Source organism: Streptomyces cyaneus (assembly GCF_004028635.1).
GTDB lineage: Bacteria > Actinomycetota > Actinomycetes > Streptomycetales > Streptomycetaceae > Streptomyces > Streptomyces cyaneus.
This window is the reverse complement of the sequence record NZ_RQJW01000004.1, coordinates 511,713-536,226: the sequence shown is the minus strand read 5'-3', so window position 1 is coordinate 536,226 and position 24,514 is coordinate 511,713. Positions and strand designations below refer to the sequence as shown.

Genomic DNA, 24,514 nt, shown 5'->3' with positions numbered 1-24,514 from the left:
GCACGCGCCGAGGCTTTCCCGTCTCCTCGGCGAATGTGCCCGGAGGTCGGCTCATGTCCGGGCCCCCGCCTCCAGGCGCTCCGTCGTCTCCATCAGGGAGATCGTGAACGGATGCCTGGGCGCCGTCAGGATCCGCTGCGCCGGGCCCTGTTCGACCAGCTCGCCCGCGTCCAGTACGGCGATGCGGTGCGCCAGGCGTGCGGTGTCGAGGTCGTGGGTGATGAGGACCAGGGACAGGTCCTCGCCGTCCCCGACCAGACCCGCGAGGACGTCGAGGATGCCCCGCCGGGTGACCGTGTCCAGGCCTGACGTGACCTCGTCGCAGATCAGCACCCTGGGGCGGGCCAGCAGGGCACGGGCGAGGGCGGCGCGCTGGAGTTCGCCGCCGGAGAGCTCGCCGGGGCGGCGGTGGGCCAGATCCGCCGGCAGGCCGAGGCGGTTCAGGGTGGCCGACGCCTCGTCCGTCGCCGCCCGTTCATCGGCACCGCGCAGCCGCATCGCGGTACGGGCCACCTGGTGCAGGACGGGTCGGTGCTCGTCGAAGGCGGCGCGGGCGTCCTGGAACACGTACTGCACGGCGGCGAGTTGGGCGCGGCTGCGGTGGCGCAGGCTGCGCGGGAGCGGGGCACCGTCGAGCAGGATCTCGCCCTCGTGGTCGCGGTGCAGGCCCGCGAGGCAGCGGGCGAGCGTGGTCTTGCCACTGCCCGAGCGGCCGACCACCGCCAGGCATTCGCCGGGGTGGAGTGCGAGGTGCGGGGCGCGCAGGACGGTGGTGCGGCGGTTGTGCACTGCGATCAAGTCCCGTACTTCCAGGACGGGTTGACCCGACTGCGCTTCCGCCTCCACACCGCCCCGCTGGACTGCGCGCTGCTCGTCGAGCAGTCGGCGCGTCCACTCGTGCCGCGGCGCCGACCACAGCCGCTCCACCGGGCCCGACTCGACGACCCGGCCCGCGCGCATGACGAGGACCTCGTCCGCGAGGGCGCGTACGACGTCCAGGTCGTGGCTGAGCAGCACGATCGCAATGCCGCGTGCCGCCACCGCCGCGAGCTGCTCGACGACCCGGCTCTTGGTCAACGCGTCCTGGCCGGTGGTGGGTTCGTCGGCGACGATGACGCGGGCGCCGAGCAACAGGGCCTGGGCGAGGACGACGCGTTGCTGCTGGCCGCCGGAGAGCTGGTGCGGATAGCGGCGCAACAGGGCTTCCGCATCGGGGAGTTGGGCGTCGGACAGGGCCCGCAGGACCAGTGCGCGGGCCGCCGTTCGGCGTTCGGCGCGGGGCAGGTGGCGGACGTGGGGGCGGGCGATGTCGTCGAGGAGGGCGCTGACGCGGCGGGCCGGGTTGAGGACGGCGGCGGGGTGCTGGGGGACGTAGCCGACCGGGCCGTCGTAACCCACCGGGCCGTCGCCGGTCCGCCGTATCTCGCCGGTGACGCGGGCGCCGGGCGGGTACTCGCCCAGCAGGGCGAGACCGGTGGTGGTCTTCCCGCTGCCGGAGGCGCCGACCAGGGCGGTCACCTTCCCGGGGAGCACCCTGACGTCGACTCCGTCGACGATCGCCCGTCCGTCGATCTCGACGCGCAGGTCGCGGATCTCGGCGACGGCAGCATCCGTTGTTCGGCTCACCGGCGTCCCTTCTTCTCCAGCGCGGCGTCGAAGAGCAGGTTGGTGCCCATCGTCAGCGCCACGATCAGCAGCGCGGGCACCACCACGGCCCACGGCTGCACGAACAGGCCGGTGCGGTTGCGGTCGACCATGACCGCCCAGTCGGCGGCGTCCGGCGCGACGCCGACCCCGAGGAACGCGGCCGTCGACACCAGGTACAGCACGCCGGTCAGCCGGATGCCGGCGTCGGCGGCGAGGGTGCGCATCGTTGACCGGCCGACATAGCCGACGGCGATTCGCCACCAGCTCTCCCCCTGCATGCGCAGTGCCTCGACGGCAGGGCGTGCGGCGGCCTCACCCGCGGCCGCCCGCACGATACGGGCCGCGTCGGGCACGTTCACCAGCGCCACGAGCAGCGCCAGCCCGGCGGCGCCCGGCGAGAGCACGGAGGCCACCAGCAGGATCAGCAGCAGCGACGGCACGGCGAGCAGCACGTCCAGCGGTCGCATCAGCAGCTCTTCCAGCCACCGCAGGCGGGTGAGCGCGCTGACGAGCGCGACCGGGACGGCGACGAGATAGGCGAGCGCGGTGGCGGCCAGGGCGGTGACGACGACCGTACGGCCGCCCAGCAGGACCTGTTGCCAGACGTCGCGGCCCACGAAGTCGGTGCCGAGCCAGTGGTCGCCGCCGAGGGTGAAGGAGGTGGCGCGGGGGCCGGGTTCTCCGGTGAACAGCGGTCCGAGGAGGGCGAGGAAGAGGGGGACGGCGATGACGCCGAGGCCGAGCGCGAAACGGCGATGCGTGGTCATGCGGCCACCTCCGCGCGGGGAGTGAGCCTGTGGGCCACCAGGTCGGCACCGAGGTTGAGTACGACCGTCAGCACCCCGAACACCACGGCCAGCCCCTGCACCACCGGTACGTCACGTTCGGCCACGGCGTTGAGGAGGACCGTGCCGAGGCCCGGGATCACGAAGAGGGCCTCCACGACGATCACACCGCACAGCAACCAGTCGACAGTGCGGGCGAGTTGCTGCACGGCCGGGGCGAGGGCGTTCGGCAGGGCGTGGGCGTAGCGGACCCGGGCGCCGGGGACGCCGTAGCGGCGGGCGTGGGCCGCGTAGGGAGAGGCGAGGGCGTCGACCATGCCGGCCCGCACCAGGCGGGACAGGGAGCACACCGGGCGGGACAGCAGGACCAGCACCGGCAGGACCAGTGCCGCCGGATGGGCGAGCAGGTCGGTGCCGTAGCCGAGGGCGGTCGGCGGCAGCCACGCCAGCTTGATGGCGAGGACCGTCACCAGCAGCACCCCGAGGGCGAACTCGGGGACCGCGTACACGGCCAGCGTCACCGAGCTGACCAGCCGGTCGACGAGCCGCCCCTCGTGGCGGGCGGCGAGCACGCCGAGGCCGAAGCCGATCGGGATCAGAAGGGCGAGGGTGAGTGAGGCGAGCAGCAGGGTCGGGCCGAAGCCGTCGGCGATGTACTGGGTGACCGGGCGGCCGGAGGTCAGGGAGGTGCCGAAGTCGCCGTGCAGCAGGCCGGTCGCCCAGTCGGCCAGCCGCTCGTACGCCGGGCGGTCCAGGTGCATCGCCTCGCGGATCGCGGCGATGCGCGCCGGGTCCGGCTGGTCGCCCGCGAGGGCCACCGCCGCGTCGCCCGGCAGCGCCTCGGTGAGCGCGAAGACCAGCAGCACGACGGCCACGGTTTGGGCTGCGCCGAGTAGCAGGCGCCTGGCGACGAAGGATGTGCCGCGGAATGCCGGTTGTCGAGTGCGGCGCCATGGTGGCTGGTCGCGCCCCGCGGCGGAGCCGCATATCGATGCAGCCCCGCGCCCCGTTGGGGCGCGCTTCACGCCAGCCACACCTTGTCGAAGCGGGCCCAGTCCAGGGTGTTGGCGGGGGCCTTCGTCTCCACTCCCTTCACCGTGCGGGCGGTACCGATGATCCAGTCCGCGAAGCCCCAGATGAGGAAGCCGCCCTCGGTGTACAGGCGGCGCTGCATGCGCTCGTAGACGGCGGCCCGTTCTGTCTTGTCGCGGGTGGACTGGGCCTGCTCGTACAGGGCGTCGAAGTCCTTGTGCCGCCACTTGGTGGCGTTGGTGGTGGAGTCGGTGAGCAGCCGCTGCGAGATGTGGGCCTCGATGGGCATGGCGCCGGAGCGGTAGCAGGACAGGGTGCCGTTGTCGAGGATGTCGCTCCAGTAGGAGTCCTTGCTGCCCATCTTGACGTCGATCGTGACGCCGGCCTTGGTGGCCTGGTCGCGGAAGATGCCGGCGGCCTCGGTGAACCCGGCAGCGACGGCCGAGGTGTCCAGGGTGACCTTGAGCTTCTCGGCGCCGGCCTGCTTGAGCAGGGCGCGGGCCTTGTCGAGGTCCTGCTCGCGCTGCGGCAGGTCGGCGGCGTAGTACTCGTAGCCCTTGCCGAACAGGTCGTTGCCGACCTCGCCCGCGCCGGACAGCGCGCCGTCGACGAGTTCCTGGCGGTCGGCGATGAGGAAGAAGGCCTCGCGGACCCGCTTGTCGTCGAAGGGCGCCCGGTCGGTCTTCATGCAGAACGCCTGCATGGCGCTGTTGCGCAGCCGCACGATCTCGATCTGGCCCTTGCCCTCGTGCGCGCGGGCGGTGGTCGGGTTGAGCTCGTGCGCGTACTCGACCTGGCCGCCGAGGAGGGCGTTGACGCGGGCGGACTCCTCGTTGGCGACGACGAACTCGATCTCGTCGAGGAGCGGGGCGCCGTCCCAGTGGTCGTCGTAGCGGCGGAAGACGGCGGAGCGGCCCGGCGCGAAGGACACGAACCGGAAGGGGCCGGAGCCGATCGGCTCGGCGTCGAACTCGGTGGCGTTCTCCGGGACGATGTACGCGCCGAACGCGGCCAGAATGTTGGGGAATTCGGCGGTCGGCCGCTTCAGCACGAACTCGATGCTCCGCTCGCCGGTGGCGCGGCTGGCGTCGAGGTCGATGGGCTCCAGGGACGCCTTGGCGCGGAACGCCTGCTTGGGGTCGGCGATACGGCGGTAGCTGTAGAGGACGTCCTTGGCGGTGACCGGCTTTCCGTCATGGAAGGTGGCCTGACGCAGCGTCACCTGCCAGCGGTCCAAGGCCTTGTTGGACTCCCACTTCTCGGCGAGGCGGGGCTGGGCTCCGAGGTCGGCGCCGTAGTCGGCGAGCTTGTCGAAGAGAGCCTTGGCGCGGGCCACGTCGGCGAAGAGGTTGGCCAGGTGCGGATCGAGGGTCTCGCTCGCACCGCCGCCGGCGAACGCCGCGCGCAGCCGTCCGCCGCGCTTCGGGGTGCCGGAGGCGCCGGCCGTCTTGTCGTCGGTGCCGCCTCCGCAGCCGACGAGGGCGAGGGCGGCGGCGCCCGTGGTGGCGGCGAGGAAGCCGCGGCGGCGCAGGCCGGGGAAACGTACGTCGTACATGACTGGTCCTTACTCGTACTTCGGGTCAGATGGTGTGCCGGCGCGCGACGACGTGCAGTCGGTCCGCGTCGGTGGTGGCGCCGGGCAACTCGCCCTGCCGCCAAGGAGGTTCGGTACGTGGTCCGGGGCCGTCGTGCAGTTCGAGCACCTCGAAGCCGTGCGCGGCGAGGAAGTGCCGCAGCTCGTGCGGGAACAGCAGCCGCCAGGCGGAGCGCTGTTCGACGGGCGGTGAACCGTCGATGCCGCCTACGCCGTCGGCGGCCGTCCATACGCGGGTACGGCGCAGGAGTTGGGCGGTGCGGTCGACGGTCAGGGTGGTGGTGGACCGGTAGGCGGTGCCCTGCCAGGTGAAGGGGTTGACGGACGGGGTGTCGAGGAGGTCCGTACGGCCCAGGAAGTACGCCCCGTTGCGCATCTCCGCGACCAGCAGCCCACCGGGTGCGAGGGCACGGCGGCAGGACGCGAGGAAGCCGTCGAGCTGGTCGTTGGTGTGGCAGTACAGCAGGGAGCTGTCCAGGCAGACGACCGCGTCGAAGGCGGCCCGCCCCAGGTCGAAGCCGTGCAGGTCGGCCCGGACGTACGCCGGGCCCGGGTGCTCGGCACGGGCGTGCGCCAGCATCTCCTCGGAGAGGTCGGCGCCGGTCACCGTACGGCCGGCGGAGTGCAGGTGCGCGGCGTCGCGACCGGTGCCGCAGCCCATGTCGAGGACGCGCGGCCCGGCGTGGTGGCGGCGCAGGCAGTCCTCGGCCCAGCGTCCGGCGAGCCGGTCCGGGTCGGGGAAGCGAGCCTCGTAGAGGGCGGGGTTGTCGGTGAGGAGGTTGCGGCCGCCGCCCGGCCACTCGCCGACCGTGCGCCGCTCCGCCTCGTCTCCTGCGCGCACCGCCCTCACGCCGAGCTCCTCTGTTCGGCCTTCGCGGGAGCGGCCGGTGCCGGATCCGCGGGCAGCGCCCCGCGCCGGTGCAGCAAGGCCACACCGCCCGCCGACGCCAGCCCGAACACGGCACAGCACACCCACGGAAGCCACGCATGGCCCCCGCTCTCCCCCGCGTCCATGGCCCACCCGACGACCGTGTTGCCCACGGCCGCGGCGATTCCGGAGACGACGTAGAAGATCCCGAAGTAGGTGCCGGTCAGCTCGGGTCGCCCGAAGCGCGGGATCAGCTCCATCACGAACGGCGAGGCGACCATGACGCCGAGGTAGAGCAGCAGCGCGCCGAGCAGCACGGGCCCGGCGTCCAGCCAGCCGGGAGACTGCGCGCCCGCCACCAGGGCCGGCGGCAGGAAGGCCAGCCCCATCACCGCGAGGCCGAGGGCGATCCAACGCGCCCTGTCGCCACGGGACTTCAGGCGCCTGGTGATTCTCAGCTGAAGCGCCAGATTGGCCACCGTACCGACGAGGAAGACGATGCCCGCCGCACCGTCCCAGCCGGTGGCCGCGCGGGCCCCGTCGGGCAGCAGCAGGTACAGCTGGTTCTCCAGGGTGAACATGCCGACCATGGCGAGCGCGAACGCCAGGAAGGCCCGGTTGCCGAGCACCTCACGCCAGTCCCCGAGCACACCGGTGCCGCTCGGCTCGACCTTCCGCGCGGGCAGGACGAGGGCCTGCGCCACGGTGAGCACCGCGAAGATCCCGGCGGCCGTCAGCGCGGAGGTACGGAAGTCGACGAGGAGCAGGGCGCTGCCCAGCAGCGGCCCGATCAGAGCGCCCGTTGTCGCGAAGACGTTGAACAGCGCGAACGCCTCCGCCTTCCGCTCCCCCGCCTCCTGCGCGAGATACGCCCGCACGGCCGGGTTGAACAACGCCCCCGCGAGCCCGCTGAGCACGGACGCGGCGAGCAGCACCGCCAGCCCGTCGCCGAGCGCGAACAGCGCGAACCCGACGGTCCGCAGGGCGCACCCGGCGATGATGACGCCCCGCGCCCCCAGCCGGTCCGATGCCGAGCCGCCGATGATGAACAGGCCCTGCTGGCTGAGGTTGCGCACACCGAGGACGATCCCGACGACCGCCGCCGACATACCCAGGTTCTCGCCGAGGTGGGTGGCGAGATACGGGATGAGGAGGTAGAAGCCGGTGTTGACGCCGAGCTGGTTGACCAGCAGGAGCTGGACGGCGACCGGGAAGCCGCGCATCTCACGCCACGTCTTCATATGCCGCCACCTCCTCGACTCCCAGTCCGGGGCGTGAACTTGCCCGTACGAAGCCGTCGGTGCCGCCGATGCCGCCCCACGGGTCGTGGGCGAGCAGCAGATGTCCGTCGAGGTCGGTCCAGCGGGCGCGGTCGGCCAGGTGGACGGCGGGCGCGAGTCCGAGGGTGCTGGCGGTGAGGCAGCCGAGCATCAGCTCGGTCCCGCTGCCCTCGATCGACTCGGCGATACGCAGGGCCGCGTGGACGCCGCCGCACTTGGCGAGCTTGACGTTGACGCCGTGGACCCGACCCGCCAGGCGCCGCGCGTCGGCCGGTGACACGGCGTCCTCGTCGGCGATGACGGGCAGCGGCGACTTCTCGGCGAGGGCTCCCAGCGCGTCCGGGTCGCCGGGCGCGAGGGGCTGCTCGACGGCCTCGACGCCGAGGTCGGCGAAACGGGGCAGCAGGGCGGTGGCCTGTGCCACGCTCCAGGCGCCGTTGGGGTCGAGGAGCAACCGGGCCTGGGGAGCCGCGTCACGGATGACCCGTACGCGTTCGATGTCCTCCTCGGAGTCGGGGGCACCCACCTTGACCTTGACGACCTCGAAGCCGCTCGCGGCCAGGCGGCGGGCCTCGGCGGCCGCGTGGGCGAGCGAGGTGATGCCGATGGTGCGCGCGGTGGCCGCCACCGGAGGGACCGAGGCGCCGAGGAGGCGGTGCACGGGGGCGCCCGCACGCTTGCCGACGAGGTCGAGGAGCGCGGACTCGACGGCGGCGGTGACGGCGGGGGGCACGGTGGCGGCCGACGCCAACTCCCCGTCCTGCAGAGCCCGAAGGGCGCTCTCGGGATCGGCGAACCGTTCCAGACCGACCGCCGAGATCAGCCGTACGAGCGTGTCGGCGTCCAGCCCGTAGTACACGCTGCTGACGGCCTCGCCGTATCCGGTCACCCCGTCGTGCTCGACGCCCAGCCACACGGCGTCGCGGGCGGCCATGGTGGAGCGGGAGATGCGCAGCGGCTCGGCGAGTTCGAGGCGTACGGTGCGCAGGTAGGCCTTCACTGTGTCCTTCCGGGAGAGAGCGGATCGGCGACCCGTGCGCACCGCACCCACCCGCTCGCCTCGGCGGCATACGGATGCGGTATCTCCACGGGCCGGGTGGCGGCGCCGGCGAGGTCGAGGCCGTGGGCGGTGAGGAAGTCGTCGTCGTAGACGGTGCCGAGGTAGCGGTGCGGCCCGTCGGGGAACACGGTGGCCACGACCGCCCCCGGGTGCACACAGGCCGCCCAGGCGGCGACCCGCGCGACGGCGCCCGTGCTCCAGCCGCCGCTGACGAAGCTGCCCCGGGCGAGCCGTCGGCAGCTGTCCATGGCCTCGGCGGGGCCGATCCAGTGGACCTCGTCGAAGGCGTCGTAGGCGACGTTGCGCGGGTGGATGCTGCTGCCGAGGCCGCGCATCAGGCGGGGGCGGGCGGGCTGACCGAAGATCGTGGAGCCGGTGGCGTCGACGCCGATGAGCCGGAGCGCGGGCCAGTGTCGACGCAGTGGGCCGATGATGCCGGCGCTGTGGCCGCCGGTGCCGACGCTGCACACCAGAATGTCCAAGTGGTCCAGCTGGGCGCCGAGTTCGGCAGCGAGGGAGGCGTAACCGGCCGTGTTGTCGGGGTTGTTGTACTGGTCGGGCCAGTAGGCGCCAGGCAGTTCGGCGAGCAGTTCGCGCAGCCGGCCGAGGCGGGCCGCCTGCCAGCCGCCCTGGGGTGCCGGACGGTCGACGAGCTCCAGCCGTACGCCGTGTGCGCGCAGCAACTGCCGCATGGACGGCTCCAGTTCGCTGTCGCCGACGAGCACGACGGGGTGGCCGAGCGCCTGCCCGGCGAAGGCGAGCCCGATGCCGAGCGTGCCGGAGGTGGACTCCACCACCGGGGCGCCGGGCCGCAGCTCACCTCGCTCGCGCGCACCGAGCAGCATCGACACGGCGGCCCGCGCCTTCATACCGCCCGCCGCGAGCCCTTCGAGCTTGGCCCAGAAACCGGGATGGGCGTGCGGCAGGTCGGTGGTGACCCGGACGACCGGGGTACGGCCGAGCAGGGCGAGCAACTCCGGGCGTGCGGTGGGGCGTAGGACGGTGGCGGTCATCGCACACCCCCGGAGGATCCGTACTGACGAACGACCCCGGAAGAACCGTGCCGATCCACGGCCCCGGACGACCGGTACCGGTGGACGACCCCGGGTCCGCCGTCCAACCAGAAGAAGGGGTACGGCTCCGCGCACACCGCGCTCACGCCGTGCCCCAGGAAGCGGGGCAGGATCGCGCTGCCGGTCTGCGCGAACATCACCAGCTGCTTGTCGTGCCGCAGCGCGTGCTCGCGCAGCGCCTCGAAGGTGCCGTTGCCCAGGGTCATCCCGGAGACCAGCAGCGCGTCACAGTCACCGGCCGCGGCGAGCGCGTCGGCGACGACCGGCTCGCCCCACTCCGTCACCCCGCCCTTGAGGTCGCACGGGACGTATCCGATCCCCCGCGAACGCAGCGCCTCCAGCAGGGAGTTGACGACGCCGACCACCAGCACCGTACCCCCGGCCGACAGGTCCAGCAGCTCGACCACGGCCCTCGCCCTGGCCGTGGATTTCTCCAGCGACGACCCGGCGGGCAGGGCGACGGGGTGCGCCCCGTGGTCCGGCGTGTGCGGGGTGACGTGCATCAGATAGGCGTCCAGAGCGGCCACCCGCACCGCCGCCAGCGGATGCTCCAGCAGCCCTGCCACGTCGGCGCCGACGCAGTCGTCGAGCGCGCTGTCGGGCAGTTCCCCGGGTTCGACGGCACACGAGCCGACGGCCTCGGCGAGGCGCAGGCTGAGGACCTCGTTGCGGTAGCCGGTGCCACGCCCGTCGTGCCGTACGGCCTGCCGGGTGGTGAAGGCGACGGCGATTCGCTGGGTGCGGGGGTCGGGGCCGAGGGCGCCGGCGCGGACGCGGGCGACCAGATCGTCGTACGTCCGACAGGGCGCCGTCGGCGTCGCGCTGACGGCGGTCATCGGATCACCAGCCCCGCGCGCAGTCCGGCCAGCAGGTCTTCGACGCGGTCGCGGGCGCCGGGCCCGTCGGGGTCGCCGGCCATGACGTGGCCCAGGTACTCGTTGTTGCTGCCCGCCGCCTTCACGGCCTTGCCCGGCTCGGCGAGCTGCACCTCCAACACGGAGGGGTCGTCCGCCAGTTGGTTGCCGTCGAGCGCTTCCAGCGTGCCCGCGCGGTCCGGGACGAGGAAGCCGATGGCGGCGCTGCGCAGCCCGGTGTCCGTGCGCCTGAGGTCGGGTTGGCGGCCGAGGGCGACGTCCACGAAGGCGGCGGCGAGGTCTATGCCGGTGACATGGCGGACGAGCTCGGTGATGCGGTTGCCGGCGGGCCGGGGGTTGACCTCGACCACGCGCGGCCCCGCGGAGGTCAGCTTGATCTCGGTGTGTGCCACGACCCCGTCCGTCAGCCCGAGCGCCTTGAGCGCGCCGAGCGTGGTCTGTTCGGCGGCGTCGATGTCGGCGAGCGGCAGGGCGGCCGGGAACATGTGCCCGGTCTCGATGAAGGCGGGCGCTCCGCCGATGCTCTTGTCGGTGACGCCGATCAGGTGCACGGCACCCCCGTGCGACACGGTCTCGACGCTCACTTCGGGGCCGTCGAGAAGCTCCTCCAGGAGCACGGCGGAGGTACGCCGCTGCCCACGGGCGTTGACCGGGAAGGCGGCCAACGCCCGGACCGCCTCGGCGAGTTGGGCCTCGTCGTCGACGCGCCGCACATACATGCCCGCGCACAGGTCGACCGGCTTGACGACCAGCGGGTAGCCGATCTCCTTGGCGGCCCGCGCGAGGTCGGCCCACTCCTCGTGGACGGCGAAACGCGGTCCGGGCAGGCCCGCGTCGGCGAGGACGCGGCGGGTGGCGTCCTTGCGGCAGGCGTTCTCCACCGCCTCGGGGCCGGGGCCGGGCAGACCGAGGTGCCCGGCGATCCGGGCGACCGTCGGCAGGTAGTAGTCGCAGGAGGTGACCACCCCGTCGAAGCCGAGCACCGAGTGCAGCCGCTCCACCTCGGGCAGCAGGGCGTCGATGTCGTTGGTCTCGGCGGTGATCGCGTTGCGGAAGCCGAGCAGCGGGTGTGCCGTCCCCTCGGGCGCCGAGCGCAGGTAGTGATGCAGGTCCCGGGTGAGGAAGGTGAACTCGTGTCCGCCCTCCCGGATCGCCCGTGGCAGCAGCCTGCTCATCGACCCGACCCAGCTCTCTACCACCAGCAGATGAGCCACAACTCCCCTTTTCGTGCCGTGAGTTCAGACGTCAAGGCAGCCCGGGGCGCCCCTCGGCCGGAGGGGTGCCGGACTTGACGCGCACACGTTAGCGATAATCATTTTCATTTACCACCCCGTTCTTACCCAGCCTTCGGAGAGTCGGAGAGACCTTGTCCGTCCTGCCCCGCCCCACTGCCCTGCTGTGCGCCCTCGTGGCCGCGGCCGCCCTGCTCCCCACGGCCACCACCCCCGCCCGGGCGTCGGCCTCCCTGGCCTTCGGCGCCTGCCCCGACTCCGTACCGAGGCCGCCGGCCCCGGACCGCGTGGAGTGCGGGCGCCTCACCGTCCCGCTCGACTGGCGGCACCCGTCCTCCGGGCCGCGCATCGAGATCGCCGTCTCCCGCGTCCCCGCCTCCGGCACCCCGGCCGAGCGGCGCGGCATCCTGCTGGTGAACCCCGGCGGGCCGGGCGGCTCCGGGCTCCCCTACGCGGTGACCAAACGGGCCAAGCTCCCGGAGAGCGTGCGGCGTTCGTACGACGTCATCGGCTTCGACCCGCGCGGTGTCGGCCACAGCGCGCCGGTGGGCTGCGGTGGGATGGGCGGCCTGTACGCCGCTCCGGGACCGGACCCGGTACCGACGACCCGGAAGGCCGAGCGCTCGTACCTCACCTCACTGCGTCACCTGGCCGACGACTGCGCGGCGGGCGCGGGCACGCAAGTGCTGCCGTACCTGTCCACCGAGCAGACGGCGTACGACATGGACGCGATCCGCGCCGCGCTGGGCGAGCCCCGGACGGGCTTCCTCGGCATCTCGTACGGCAGTTACCTGGGCGCGGCCTACGCGGCGCGCTTTCCGCACCGGGTCGGCCGCATGGTGCTGGACAGCGTGGTCGGCCCGTGGGACTGGCACGACTTCGACGTCATCCAGAGCCGGGCGATGCTGCGCGCCCGCGACACCTTCTTCGCCTGGACCGCCGCTCACCCGGAGCGCTTCGGGCTGGGCGCCGACGCGGATGCCGTACGGCGGTCGTATCTGCGGGTCCGCCGAGGACTCGCCGACCGGCCGGTGAGCGGCTTCGGCCCGGCGGAGTTCGACCGGGCCGTGTACCGGGCCCTCGGCCGCACCGAGCGCTGGGCGGGCCTGGCCGACGGGCTGCGCACGTATCTGACCGACGGCAGTCCGGACGGCCTGCGCCCCGCGTCCGACTTCGACGGCCCGGAATCCCGCAACTACGAGGCGGCCAACCGGATCGTGAAGTGCGCGGACGGTCCGGGGCCGACGCCCCGGGAGGTGGTGGCGGACATACGGCGCATCCGCCGGGTCGACCCGCAGCCGATCCTGACCGGCCTGGAGGCGTCGACCTGCGCGTACTGGCACCACCGCCCGAACCACCGCACTCCCCTGGGCAGCCCGGCCGCTCCGCCCGTCCTGCTGGTCGCCTCCGCGCACGACCCGGTGACCCCGATCGAGGGCGCCCGGCGGCTGCGGGAGGTACTGCCCGGCTCCCGCCTGGTCACCCTCGACGACGACTACTCGCACGGCGTGTTCGCCAGCCGCGGCAACGCCTGCGTGGACGGGACGGTGGCCGCCTACCTCGTCGACGGAACGGTGCCCACGGCCGACGTGCGCTGCTCCGGTCCGGGGCTGCCGGTCACGGCAACGGCTGCTCCGTCCAAATGATCTTCCCGTTGGGCGTGTACCGCGTTCCCCAGCGCTCGGTGAGCTGGGCGACGAGGAACAGACCGCGGCCGCCCTCGTCCGTGCTCTGGGCCCGGCGCAGGCGCGGCGAGGTGCTGCTGCCGTCGGAGACCTCGCAGATCAGGGCGCGGTCGCGGAGCAGGCGGAGCTGGACGGGGCCGATGGCGTGGCGGATGGCGTTGGTGACCAGTTCGCTGGCGATCAGTTCGGTGGTGAAGGCCAGGTCGTCCAGGCCCCAGGCGGCGAGCCGGCCGGTGACCGCCTCACGCGCGCGGGAGACGACCGCCGGGTCGATGGGCAGGTCCCACTGGGCCACGCGGTCGGCGCCCAGCGTGTGGGTGCGGGCAACCAGCAGGGCGACGTCGTCGCCGGGCCGGGTCGGGAGCAGGGCGTCGAGAACGGCCTCGCAGGTCTCCTCCGGCGGACGGCCGACGCCGGCCAGGACGGTGCGCAGCTGGTCCAGGCCGGTGTCGATGTCGCGATGCCGGTCCTCGACCAGGCCGTCGGTGTAGAGCACGAGTTGGCTGCCCTCGGCCAGCTCCAGCTCGATCGTCTCGAAGGGCAGGCCGCCGAGACCCAGGGGCGGGCAGGAGGGCAGGTCGACGAACTCGACCGTGCCGTCGGGCGCGACGACCGCGGGCAGGGGGTGCCCGGCGCGGGTGAGGGTGCAGCGCCGGGACACCGGGTCGTAGACGGCGTACAGGCAGGTGGCGCCGACGATGCCGGAGTCGGGCGTGTTCTCCGCCGCCCAGCCCTCGCCCCGGTCGAGCCGGCCGACCAGGTCGTCGAGGTGGGTGAGGAGGTCGTCGGGCGGCATGTCGAGCGCGCAGAAGTTGTGGACCGCCGTGCGCAGGCGGCCCATCGTGGCGGCGGCGTGCAGACCGTGTCCGACGACATCGCCGACGACCAGGGCGACGCGGGCGCCGGACAGCGGGATGACGTCGAACCAGTCGCCGCCGACGCCGGCCTGCGCGGGCAGGTAGCGGTAGGCGACCTCGACGGCGCTCTGCTCGGAACGGCCCCGCGGCAGCAGGCTGCGCTGCAGGGTGAGGGCGGTGTTGTGCTCGCGGGTGTAGCGGCGGGCGTTGTCGATGCAGATCGCCGCGCGGCCGGAGAGCTCCTGGGCCAGGGACAGGTCGTCGTCCTCGAAGGCGGCGGGCTGCAGGGATCGGTAGAAGCTGACCACGCCGAGGGTCGTGCCGCGCGCCCGCAACGGCACGGTGATCAGGGAGTGGATGCCCGCCGCCAGCACCCGTTCCAGCCGTGCCGGGTCCTGCGCGATCCAGCCGCCCGCGTCGGCCAGGACGGGTTCGAGCACGGACCGCCGGGTCTCCAGACAGCGGGCCTGCGGCGTCGACGGGACGTACTCGACCAGGTCGCCGACGTCGTACAGATTGTGCGGCTCCTTGCGTACGGCGCGGATGGCCACGCGGCGCAGCGCGGTCCGCCCGCCCAGCGCTTCTGGTTCCTCGCCGCGCAGCACGGAGTCGGGCAGGTCGACGGCTACGAAGTCGGCGAACCGGGGGACGGTCACCTCGGCGAGTTCCTCCGCGGTGCGGGTGACGTCCAGGGTGGTGCCGATCCGCACGCTCGCGTCGTGCAGCAGCTCCAGCCGCCGCCGCGCCAGTACGGCCAGCCGACCGACGCCGGGCTCACCGACGAGAAGCAGCCACCCTTCGGCACCGCCGCCGTCGCCGTCGCCGTCGGGTTCGGGGCGGGTGGTGGAGGGCTGGGGTGCGGGTGCGGGTTCGAGGGTGGATGGGGTGGGGACGACGGTGCGCGTCGTGACGGGCGGTGCCGTGGCTGATTCCGGTACGGGCGGTGCGAGCTCGTCGGACGTGGGCGGCACGGCCTGGACGGGCCGGACGGCCTGCGCGGCGGACCCGAGCGTGCTCGGCACGGCCGATGATGCGGCCAGAGCCTGCGCAACCGTCGGTGCCGAGCGGACGTGACGCAGCCGTGGGCCCCCGAGGACACGGGCCTCGACGGCGACGCCGATCTCCCCCGCCGCTCCCCTGACCTGCCGGCGCAGCAGGGTGGCGGTCCGGCCGCTGGGCAGGGTGACCTCGGCGACGGTGCGCTGCGGTGAGGCGATGAGTTCCTCGGCCCGCTCGCGCAGCACCGCCAGATCGATCCGGCCGAGAGAGCCGAGAGAATCGACGTCGTGGCCGAACGGCAGCGCCGCGGGCTGCTTGGGCCACCCCCGCGCGTGGCCGTCGGCCCGCCGGTACGCGGCGAGAAGGGCACGTTCCCGCTGGGTGGCCTGCTCCAGCAGCCGGCCCTCGATGTCCCGGGCGGCGTCGCGGACCATCCGCACCATGACCGGGTCGCCCTGATCGCGCAGGCAGGTGAGGTCGAGGACGGCCTCGATGCGCCCGCTGAGCGGGTCCCGGACGGGCGCGCCCGCACAGGCGAAGGGCTGCAGGCAGTCGGCGAAGTGCTCCCGGCCGGCGACGTAGACCGGGCCGCGCTCGGCGAGAGCGGTGCCGACGCCGTTGGTGCCCACGGCCGCCTCCGAGGCGTCGAAGCCGGGCGCGAACTGCACCTCGTCGAGGCGCTCGCACAGCTGCCGGCCACCGCCGAGCCGCTGGACCATGCGGCCCTGTCCGTCGCACAGGGCGATGGTCATCCCCACGTCGGCGAGCGAGGCGGCCAGGTCCTTCAGAACCGGGTCGACAGCGCGCAGCAACCGGTCGTCCAGGGCCACGTCCGCGGTGTAGCGGACCAGCAGCCGATGTGGCTCGAGCCCGACGGAGCGGCATCGCTTCCACGAATCGAGCACCGAGTCCCGGACGTCCGACTCGACCAGTGAGCCGGCGAGGAAACGTTCGTGAGCATCGACGAGCCCGCCGATGTCGTCCCAGGCGACGGACAACGGGATCACTTCCCTCACCTGAAGCCGGACCGATCACGCGCGCCGCCACTCGACCCGCGGACCGATGGGATTCTCCAGGCGCTATCACCCTAGCCCTTCTGTGACGCGCATCACAACGGATCCCTCAGGCGATGGGCGAGCAGGCCGGACCGCCCGCCAGGGCCGGGACGAGGACGCGGGGCGCCCGATGGCCGACGAGCGCGGCGGGGACCGCACCGCAGCTCCGGGGCCGCCGACGGCGGTACGGGCAGGCCAAGCCCCGGCGGGGTCGGAGTCGGGGACACCAGCGCAACCAGCCGACCCAGGGCAGCGGGCACCATCGGCGATGGGCGAGCAGACCGGAGGGACCGCCCGCCAGGACCGGGACGAGGACGCGGGGCGCCCGATGCCGGCGAGCGCGGCGGGGACCGCACCGCAGCTCCGGGGCCGACGACGGCGGTACGGGCAGGCCAAGCCCCGGCGGGGTGGGAGCCGACCAGGGCAGCGGGCACCACACCACAGCCCAGCGGCCCGACGCAGGACGCGCGGACAGACCAAGCCCCGCCAGGGCCGGAGCCGGGACACCGGCGCGACGGCAGACCAACGCAGCGGGGACCGCACCGCAGGCACAAGGTCCACGGCGCAGCACAGAAACCGCGCCCACAGGCACAGGCACAGGCACCGTACCCGCAAGCACAGGCACCCACCGTGGCCGTGCGCGGCGGCATCGGGGCGCGGGGCCAAGCACCTCGGACGGCGGGATACTTGACCGCATGCCGCTCCTGCGGGGCACGTCCCGTCTCGCCGCCGGGCTGGCGCTGGTGCTGGTGGCCGCCGTCGGCTGCACCGGGAGTGACGTGGAGGGCTCGTCCCGTACCGGCACCCCACCGACGTCGAACCGGACCGAGAGCGCGCGGGGCGAGACCCCCGGCTCGACGCCCCCGCCTCCCCCCACACCCGCCGATCCGGTCTCCCTGCCCGCCCTGATCCAGCGCGAGCACCAGGGCTCCGACCTGCGCCTCGGCGCCGTACGGGTCCGCACCAGCGCGTACACGCAGTACGCCGTCACGTACCGGTCCAACGGGCTGACCATCTCCGGGATCATGAACGTCCCCCGGGGCGAGGGCCCGTTCCCGGCGCTGGTCCTGGCGCACGGCTATATCGACCCGGCCGTCTACACCACCGGCCGCGGCATGCCCCGCGAGCAGGACCTCCTCGCCCGGAACGGCTATGTCGTCCTGCACACCGACTACCGCAATCACGCGGGCTCCGACGACGACCCCGACAGCGACGTCAACCTGCGCCTCGGCTACACCGAGGACGTCATCGCCGCCGTCCTCGCCCTGCGCTCCGCCGCCCGGCCGAACGTCGACGACGACCGGATCGGCCTGCTGGGGCGGTCGATGGGCGGCGGCGTCGTGTACAACACGCTGGTCGTGGCGCCCGGCCTGGTCGACGCCGCCGTCGTCTTCGCGCCGGTCAGCTCGCGCCCGGAGGAGAACATCGACCGCTTCCAGCGGCCCGAGGGCGATCCGGTCGTCGCCGAGATCGAGGCCGCGCACGGCACGCCCGAGGACAACCCCGAGTTCTGGCGGCAGGTGTCGCCGGTCACCTACGTCGACCGGGTCACCGAGCCGCTGCTGATCCACCACGGCACCGCCGACGACACCTGCCCCCTGGCCTGGTCGAGGCGGACGGCCGCCGCGTTCGAGGCCGCCGGCAAGGACGTGGAACTGCGGACGTACGCGGGCGAGGGGCACACCTTCGGGCCGCGTTGGCCGGATTCCATGGACGCCACGATGGATTTCTTCGAGCGCCACCTGCGCTGAGACCCCGAATGTGACGCACAACGCACAGCGGGCCCCAATCTTTTTGCCTGCAGCGGTGATTGTTTCGCGCTTCCCCTACGTACCTCCTGGGGACCGAGCAGCTCACGTCAGGAGGCAAGGCACGATGCCCATCTCGCGCCGCATGGTAGGAACCGTCTTCGTGGGAGGCGCCCTCGTCCTCACCCTCTCCGCCCTCGCCTACCCCGCCATGCTCGGCGTGGAGACCACGTCCGCCTCGCAGGACCGCATCATCGCCAACACCCGCTACGGGCCGCTGACCGAAGCCGACCGGGACTTCGTCGTCAAGGTCCGCGCCGCGGGGCTGTGGGAGCACCCGCTCGGGTTGATCTCGATGCAGAAGGGCACGACGGCGGCCATGAAGGAGGCCGGCGAGCACCTGGTCGTCGGACATGGCCGACTCGACGAGACCTGCCGCAAGATCGCGCCCGAACTGGGCATCACCCTGCCCAACCAGGCGAGCCCGCAGCAGCAGCAGTTCGTGGCGACCGCGGACTCCAAGACCGGCAAGGAGTTCGACGCCACGGCCACCGCCATCATGCGCGTGACCCACGGGCAGATCTTCCCGGTGGTCGCCAAGATCCGGGCCAACACCCAGAACACGCTGGTCCGTCAGCTGGCCGACCAGGCGAACGACACCGTGCTCGACCACATGACGGTCCTGGAGAAGACCGGCCTGGTGAACTTCGACGCGAACAACTTCCAGCAGACCACCCCGCCGAAGCTCCCCAAGGACCAGACCACCCCGCCCCCGCCGCAGCCGGGCACCCCGGTCCTCACCCTCCCGATCCCCAAGGGCCTGGAGGACCTCAACACCGCGTCCCCGGCCCCGAGCCCGGCAGCGGGCTGACGGAACGCAGCAGGTAGCTGACCGCAACGGGCGGTGGGCCCGGCAGACGGAGGACGGGTTGACCCGGCAGACAGTGGGCCGCCGTATCAGCCCGTCTTCCACCCCCACGGCGTGTCCATCCGCTCCCACTCCGCGGCCCACTCCTCCAGCCGCCGCCGCTCCAGCCCCAGCCGTACCACCCAGGTGGAGCCCAGCACGAGGCCTGCGCCGGCCGCACCGGCCAGGACGCCTCCGGCGATCGAGTGCAGCACCAGCTCGCCCTCGGACAGCGGCTCGTTGGCGACGGTGCCGTTGCGGTCGGTCCACACCTCGACCTTGCTGCCCGCCTGCGCCTTCGGCGGCACCCGCGCCTCGTCCGTGCGGGTCGAGCCGTCCGGTTCGGTCCAGCGGACGGTGGCCCACACCAGATGGTCGGTGGTGACCCGCGAGGGCCCCGGATCCTCGGCGTCCTTCACGAGTACCGCCGTGACCTTGCGGCTCTCGGCCCGCTGCTGCTGCGCCGAGTGCACCACGGCGTCCGCCGCCGCCAAGCCCGCGAACAGGGCGCCGACCAGCGCGAACACCCAGCCGCACAGCACGACCCAGGCCTCGATGACGTCACTGCGCCGCCGCAGCGGACTGCGCCGCCACCGCCACAGCCGTACCCTCTTGCACTCCGACGCAGCCATGCCGACACCCCCTTGAGCACCGACAGCACCCTTCCAGTGTGCGCCCATCCGAGCCGCGGCGTATGTTCCGGCACCATTGAATGAATCATTCAGCATCCCTAGCATCTCCCGGTGGATACATTCACCCCGGGAGGACCTGTGCTTCCACCCCCTCGTGTCAGACGTCCACGGCGCCCGGTCATATCGGCCACCGCAGCCCTGCTGCTGACCATCGGCCTCTGCGCCCCGGCCGTACCGACCGCAGCCGCCGCCCCCGAGCCCCCCACCCGAACCCCGCAGGTATGGCCGACCCCCAAGAGCATGCAGACGGGCTCGGCCCGACTCACCGTTCCGGACAGGGTCGTTGAAGTCGTCGGTCCGGGCACCGACCCCGCTGCCCGGCGCCTCGTCGAATCCGTGCTGCGCGATGCCGGCGCCGAGCGCATCGTCACCGTGAACGCGGGCGAGAAGCCGCCCGCCTCCGGCCTCACCGTCTATGTCGGCGGCCCCGGCGAAAACACCGCCACCGGGGCGGCGTTGAGGAAGCTCCACGCCAAGTCGCCCGCCGGGCTGCCCTCCGGTGGTCATGTCCTCGCCGCAGGACGCTCCCACGGCCACGCCCTCGTCGCCCTCTCCGGCGTCGACCCCACGGGCACCTTCTACGCGGCTCAGACCCTGCGCCAACTCGTCACCAGGCACCGCGTGCCCGAGGTGACCGTCCGGGACTGGCCCACGGCCGGCCTGCGCGGAGTCATCGAGGGTTTCTACGGCACCCCGTGGTCGCACGCCGAACGCCTCGCCCAACTGGACTTCTACGGCCGTACGAAACAGAACGTCTACGTCTACTCGCCCAAGGACGACGACTACCTCCGCGCCCGCTGGCGCGACGAGTACCCGCCCGCCGAGTTGGCGAAGCTGACGGAGCTGGTCGACCGGGCCCGCGCCAACCACGTCCGTTTCACCTACGCCCTCTCCCCCGGGCTCTCCGTCTGCTACTCCTCCGACGCCGACATCAAGGCGCTCACCGCCAAGTTCGACTCGCTGTACGACATCGGCGTCCGCTCCTTCGCGATCCCGCTCGACGACATCAGCTACACCAAGTGGAACTGCGCCGCCGACGAGGCGGAGTTCGGGACGGGCGGGGGCGCGGCGGGGGCGGCGCAGGCGCACCTGCTCAACACCGTGTGGCGGGAGTTCTCCGCCGCGCACACCGACCTCCAGCCCCTGGAAATGGTCCCCACCGAGTACTCCGACCTCGCCGACTCCCCCTACAAGAAGGCCCTGCGGGAGAAGCTCGACCCGTCCGTGGTCGTCGAGTGGACCGGTGTCGGTGTGATCGCGCCGACCATCACCGCCGAGCAGGTGGCACAGGCGCGCGAGGTGTACGGCCATCCGATCCTGATCTGGGACAACTACCCGGTCAACGACTACGTCACCAGCCGTCTCCTGCTCGGCCCCTACACCGGCCGCGAGCCTGGCGTGGCAAGCGCCTCGACCGGTGTGACCGCCAACCCGATGGTCCAGGGCGAGGCCAGCCGGATCGCGCTGTTCACCTCCGCCGCCTATCTGTGGAACCCGGACGCCTACGATCCACGGGCCGCGTTCCTCGCGTCCGTACGGGATCTCGCCGGATCCGGCACCGGCGCCGACGCGGCCAAGTGGCTGCGGATCTTCGCCGAGAACAGCTACTCCTCCCAGCTGGACCCGACCGAGTCCCCCACCCTCACCCAGCTGATCGCAGCCTTCCGCAAGGCCTACGAGCAGGACAGCGGACTCGACCGAGCGGCAGCCGAGTTGAAGTCGTACTTCGCCGACATGGCCGCCACCCCCGCACAGTTGCGCGCCCGTCTCGACAACCCCGGGTTCCTCGACGAGACCTCCGCCTGGCTGGACAAGCTCGGCCGCTACGGCAGCGCGGGCGTGACGGCCGTGGACCTGCTCCTGGCCGACAAGCGCGGTGACGCGGACGCGGTCTCGACGTACTGGACGCAACTCCAGAAGGAACGCAAGGAGTTGGACGCCGTCCCGCAGCAGGTCTCCCCCGGCGTCATGGACCAGTTCCTCTATACGACGATGCTGGGGGCCGCACCCGACCCAGGTGTCGATGCCTCCTTCTCTCCCCCCTCGCTGTCCTTGAAGCCCGGCGCCTCCGCAACGGTCACCCTCGATCTGTCCGACGCGCAGGCCAAGTCCGTCGCCTGGAAGCTCGACGTGCCCGAGGGCGTCACCGCCACGCCCGCCGAGGGCACGGCGACCACCCCTGCGTCGGTCACCATCACCCTCACCGGGAAGACGCAGGGCGTCCACTCCGTCGTCGTCTCGGGCACCGGCCTCCTCGATCGCGCACTTCCCGTGCAGGTCACCGACGGCACCGGCACTCCCCGAGCCCTGACCGCCGACTTCAGCGGCGCGTCGGTGAGTTCCATCGACCTCGCCACCGGCACGACCAAGAACATCGGGGTCGGCAACAACCCCGGCGAGGTCGTCGTGAGCGCGGACGGGCGCACCGCGTACGCCGCCAACCAGGGCTCGAACACGGTCAGCGTGATCGACGTGGCCGGCGGCGCGGTCACCGCCACGGTCGCCGTCGGCAAGGTCCCGGCCGGGCTCGCGCTCACCCCGGACGGCGACACGCTCTGGGTCGCCAACTACACGGACGGCACAGTGCAGTCCATCGACACCGACACGCTGAGAACCGGCACGCCCGTCCCGGTCGGCGACGGACCTGAGAACATGGCGATCACCCCCGACGGCAAGACCCTGTACGTGGCCAACATCCACGACAACACGGTCAGCCCCGTCGACCTCACCACCGGCCGGGCGGGCCGGGCCATTCCGGTCGGCCCCCGCCCCTTCAACGTCGTCGCGGCGCCGGACGGGAAGACGGTGTACGTGTCCAACTCCGGCGGCTCTACGGTGACTCCGATCGACACGGCGTCGAACGACACCGAGCCGACGCTGCTCGTCACGGGCCAGGCCTACGGGCTGGGCCTGTCACCGGACGGGCGGACGCTGTGGGTCAGCCCCAGCACCGGGGACTACGTCACGCCGGTCGACACGGTGACCGGCGCCCCCGGCACCAAGGTGACGGTCGGGAGGTCCGCGTTCGACGTCGGCCTGGACTGGAACGGCCGCACGGCGTACGTCACCACCGCGGACGGCAACGCCCTGGTACCGGTCGACACCGCGTCGGGCACCACCGGGGCGCCCCTGAAGACGGGCGCCTATCCGCTGGCGGTCGCGCTGACGCCGGTCCCCGTGGAGTGATCAGCTCGCGGTGCGCCGGATCCGTCCGGCGTACCGCTTCTCCAGCTCCAGGTTGCCCTCGAAGCCGCCCGGGACATTGGCCGAGACGTACACCGGCGGTCGCTCCCCGGCGGCGAGGAGCTGCGCGGAGGCCTCGGCCACGGCCATCTGGACGAGCAGCACGCCGGTCAGCGTGGACAGCGCGCACACCGCGCCGCCGCCCGGAAGCTCCAGCAGCGCGTCGCCGCGCGGGGCCGCGTTGTCGAGGACGACGTCGGCGAGGTCGGCGAGCTTCTTGCCGCTGGGGTGGCCGGCGGGGACGGCGCGGGTGTGGGTGAGGGAGGTGATGGCGAGGACGCGGTGGCCGTGCTCCTTGGCCTCCAGGGCCATCTCCACGATGACGTTGTTGACGCCGGAGTTGGAGATCACGACGAAGAGGTCCTGGGGGCGCGGTGCGGCGAGACCGTAGAGCCGGGCCGCCACCCCGGCCCGGCGCTCCAGGAGCGGGTCGTCGAGGACGCTCGGCGGGTCGCCGCCGTACAGGACCAGGTCGGCGATGCTCAACCGGTTCGTCGGCACCAACCCGCCCGCCCGGCCGGCGAGTTCGAGGACGATGGCCTGGGAGTGGCCGGTGCCGAAGGCCTGGATCACGCCGTCCGCGCGCACACAGTCGGCGATCAGCTCGGCGGCGCGCGCCACGTCGTCGCGGGCGGAATCGGCAATGCGGTCGAGGACGGCCATGCTCTCGTGCGCGAAGCGCTGGGCGCTCACAGACTCGTCGGACACGCGTCACTCCCCACTGGTGGATTGAACCACCCCGTACGACTGCATCGATGAATCAATAAATCACACGGGGATGGCAGGGGCAATGAGCGTTCGGTCGGAGCTCGGTCGAGGAGCGATGAGCGCATGGGTGGCGAGCCCGCCTCCTCGGTCCTGGTATTCATACTGCGGAGCAAACGGTGGCTGGTACCTTCTTCCCATGCCCCCGACGGACGTCACCACACTGATCCGTACCGAGCTGCCCCGGCTGGCCGGCTCCCTGCGGAAGGTCGGCGAGCTGATCCTGGAGGATCCGGCCGCCGTCACCCACTGCTCGGCCGCCGAGCTGGGTCGCCGCACCGGCACCTCCCAGGCGACGGTGACCCGCTTCTGCCGGGCCATCGGCCTCGACTCCTACCAGCATCTGCTGATCGAGCTGGCCCAGGAGCGCGGCCGCGGCGAGGTCTCCGACTGGGGCACCGCCGAGATCGGACCCGACATCTCCCCCGACGACAGCCTCGAACGGGTCGTGCAGGTCGTCGGCAGCGCGGACCTGCGCGCCATCCAGCAGACCATCGAGCGGATCGACCTCGACGCACTGGAACGCGCGGCCCAGGCCCTGGCCCGCGCCCGCCGTATCGACGTCTACGGCGTCGGCGGCAGCGGCGCGGTGGCGCAGGAGACGGAGACCCGGCTGTTCCGTATCGGCTGCCAGGTCCGCGGCTGGACCGAGGTGCACGGCGCTGCCACCTCGGCGGCCCTGCTCACCCCCGCCGACGTGGCCATAGGCATCTCCCACTCCGGCGCCACGCGCGAGACCCTCGAACCGTTCGAGATGGCCAAGGAGCGGGGCGCCACCACCATCGCCATCACCACCGACCCGCGTTCACCGCTGGCCAAGGCCGCCGACATCCGGCTCATCTCGGCCACCTCGGAGACCAGCTTCCGCACCGGCAGCATCGGCGGCCGGCACTCCGTCCTGATGATCGTCGACTGCCTCTACGTCCGCGTCGGCCAGGTCTCCTACCAGCGCGCCAGCGCCTCGCTCGCCCTGACGGACCACATCACCCCGCAGCACGCGGTGAAGAACCGCCGGACTCGCTGAGCCCGACCGCCGACCATGTATGACTCAACCACCTTGGAAACATGAAGATGGTTGTTTGAATCATCCCCTCAATGCCAGGATGGGGCTCCCCAC

The 24,514-nt window shown here is 72.6% G+C and carries 18 protein-coding genes; 5 read left to right on the top strand and 13 right to left on the bottom strand.

Annotated features, from left to right (window positions below; genetic code table 11):
* Positions 1-51: 51 nt before the first annotated feature.
* From EHO50_RS17665 to EHO50_RS17620, 10 genes are all read right to left on the bottom strand, one after another.
* Complete coding sequence (locus EHO50_RS17665) at positions 52-1,626, bottom strand: ABC transporter ATP-binding protein (protein WP_128431095.1); 1,575 nt, start codon at positions 1,624-1,626, stop codon at positions 52-54.
* Entirely contained in the window at positions 1,623-2,414 is a 792-nt protein-coding gene (locus EHO50_RS17660; protein WP_128431094.1) for an ABC transporter permease, read from the bottom strand. The genes EHO50_RS17665 and EHO50_RS17660 overlap by 4 nt, the downstream gene beginning before the upstream one ends.
* The gene (locus tag EHO50_RS17655; RefSeq protein ID WP_425472203.1) at positions 2,411-3,298 is read right to left on the bottom strand and encodes an ABC transporter permease; all 888 of its coding nucleotides are present in this window, start codon (positions 3,296-3,298) and stop codon (positions 2,411-2,413) included. Before EHO50_RS17655 ends, EHO50_RS17660 begins: the two co-directional genes overlap by 4 nt.
* Positions 3,299-3,453: 155 nt before the next feature.
* Positions 3,454-5,019, bottom strand: coding sequence for an ABC transporter substrate-binding protein (locus EHO50_RS17650; protein WP_128431093.1), 1,566 nt, complete (start codon positions 5,017-5,019; stop codon positions 3,454-3,456).
* A gap of 25 nt (positions 5,020-5,044) precedes the next feature.
* Entirely contained in the window at positions 5,045-5,899 is an 855-nt protein-coding gene (locus tag EHO50_RS17645; protein ID WP_128431282.1) for a class I SAM-dependent DNA methyltransferase, read from the bottom strand.
* 5 nt (positions 5,900-5,904) lie between these two features.
* On the bottom strand, positions 5,905-7,167 hold the full coding sequence (locus tag EHO50_RS17640; RefSeq protein WP_128431092.1) for an MFS transporter: 1,263 nt from the start codon (positions 7,165-7,167) through the stop codon (positions 5,905-5,907).
* Positions 7,151-8,206 carry a dipeptide epimerase gene (locus EHO50_RS17635; RefSeq protein ID WP_128431091.1) on the bottom strand — a complete coding sequence of 352 codons (1,056 nt, stop codon included), beginning with the start codon at positions 8,204-8,206 and terminating at the stop codon, positions 7,151-7,153. The genes EHO50_RS17640 and EHO50_RS17635 overlap by 17 nt, the downstream gene beginning before the upstream one ends.
* Positions 8,203-9,279: a PLP-dependent cysteine synthase family protein gene (locus EHO50_RS17630; protein WP_128431090.1), complete on the bottom strand. Its 1,077-nt coding sequence runs from the start codon at positions 9,277-9,279 to the stop codon at positions 8,203-8,205. The genes EHO50_RS17635 and EHO50_RS17630 overlap by 4 nt, the downstream gene beginning before the upstream one ends.
* Positions 9,276-10,175, bottom strand: a complete 900-nt coding sequence (locus EHO50_RS17625) for a Rossmann-like domain-containing protein (RefSeq protein WP_246101209.1) — start codon at positions 10,173-10,175, stop codon at positions 9,276-9,278. The genes EHO50_RS17630 and EHO50_RS17625 overlap by 4 nt, the downstream gene beginning before the upstream one ends.
* Positions 10,172-11,428, bottom strand: a complete 1,257-nt coding sequence (locus EHO50_RS17620) for an ATP-grasp domain-containing protein (protein ID WP_181449643.1) — start codon at positions 11,426-11,428, stop codon at positions 10,172-10,174. Before EHO50_RS17620 ends, EHO50_RS17625 begins: the two co-directional genes overlap by 4 nt.
* Positions 11,429-11,580: 152 nt before the next feature.
* Between EHO50_RS17620 and EHO50_RS17615 the strand changes: the two genes are divergently transcribed.
* Positions 11,581-13,092, top strand: coding sequence for an alpha/beta hydrolase (locus EHO50_RS17615; protein WP_128431089.1), 1,512 nt, complete (start codon positions 11,581-11,583; stop codon positions 13,090-13,092).
* Here EHO50_RS17615 and EHO50_RS17610 read toward each other — a convergent pair.
* Positions 13,064-15,994 carry a SpoIIE family protein phosphatase gene (locus tag EHO50_RS17610; protein WP_128431088.1) on the bottom strand — a complete coding sequence of 977 codons (2,931 nt, stop codon included), beginning with the start codon at positions 15,992-15,994 and terminating at the stop codon, positions 13,064-13,066. The two genes, EHO50_RS17615 and EHO50_RS17610, sit on opposite strands and share 29 nt — an antisense overlap.
* A gap of 743 nt (positions 15,995-16,737) precedes the next feature.
* Here EHO50_RS17610 and EHO50_RS17605 point away from each other — a divergent pair.
* Together EHO50_RS17605 and EHO50_RS17600 are read left to right on the top strand one after the other, a co-directional pair.
* On the top strand, positions 16,738-17,793 hold the full coding sequence (locus EHO50_RS17605) for an alpha/beta hydrolase family protein (RefSeq protein WP_246101208.1): 1,056 nt from the start codon (positions 16,738-16,740) through the stop codon (positions 17,791-17,793).
* 124 nt (positions 17,794-17,917) lie between these two features.
* Positions 17,918-18,661: a DUF4142 domain-containing protein gene (locus tag EHO50_RS17600; RefSeq protein WP_128431087.1), complete on the top strand. Its 744-nt coding sequence runs from the start codon at positions 17,918-17,920 to the stop codon at positions 18,659-18,661.
* Between the two features lie 86 nt (positions 18,662-18,747).
* Here the strand turns inward: EHO50_RS17600 and EHO50_RS17595 are convergent, their stop codons facing one another.
* Positions 18,748-19,329 carry an Rv1733c family protein gene (locus tag EHO50_RS17595; protein WP_128431086.1) on the bottom strand — a complete coding sequence of 194 codons (582 nt, stop codon included), beginning with the start codon at positions 19,327-19,329 and terminating at the stop codon, positions 18,748-18,750.
* Positions 19,330-19,467: 138 nt separating this feature from the next.
* Here EHO50_RS17595 and EHO50_RS17590 point away from each other — a divergent pair, with 138 nt between their 5' ends.
* Complete coding sequence (locus EHO50_RS17590) at positions 19,468-22,575, top strand: beta-N-acetylglucosaminidase domain-containing protein (protein WP_484422065.1); 3,108 nt, start codon at positions 19,468-19,470, stop codon at positions 22,573-22,575.
* Here EHO50_RS17590 and EHO50_RS17585 read toward each other — a convergent pair whose 3' ends face one another.
* Positions 22,576-23,340 carry a sugar isomerase domain-containing protein gene (locus EHO50_RS17585; RefSeq protein ID WP_128431085.1) on the bottom strand — a complete coding sequence of 255 codons (765 nt, stop codon included), beginning with the start codon at positions 23,338-23,340 and terminating at the stop codon, positions 22,576-22,578.
* Between the two features lie 196 nt (positions 23,341-23,536).
* Between EHO50_RS17585 and EHO50_RS17580 the strand changes: the two genes are divergently transcribed.
* Complete coding sequence (locus EHO50_RS17580; protein WP_128431084.1) at positions 23,537-24,421, top strand: MurR/RpiR family transcriptional regulator; 885 nt, start codon at positions 23,537-23,539, stop codon at positions 24,419-24,421.
* Positions 24,422-24,514 lie beyond the last annotated feature (93 nt).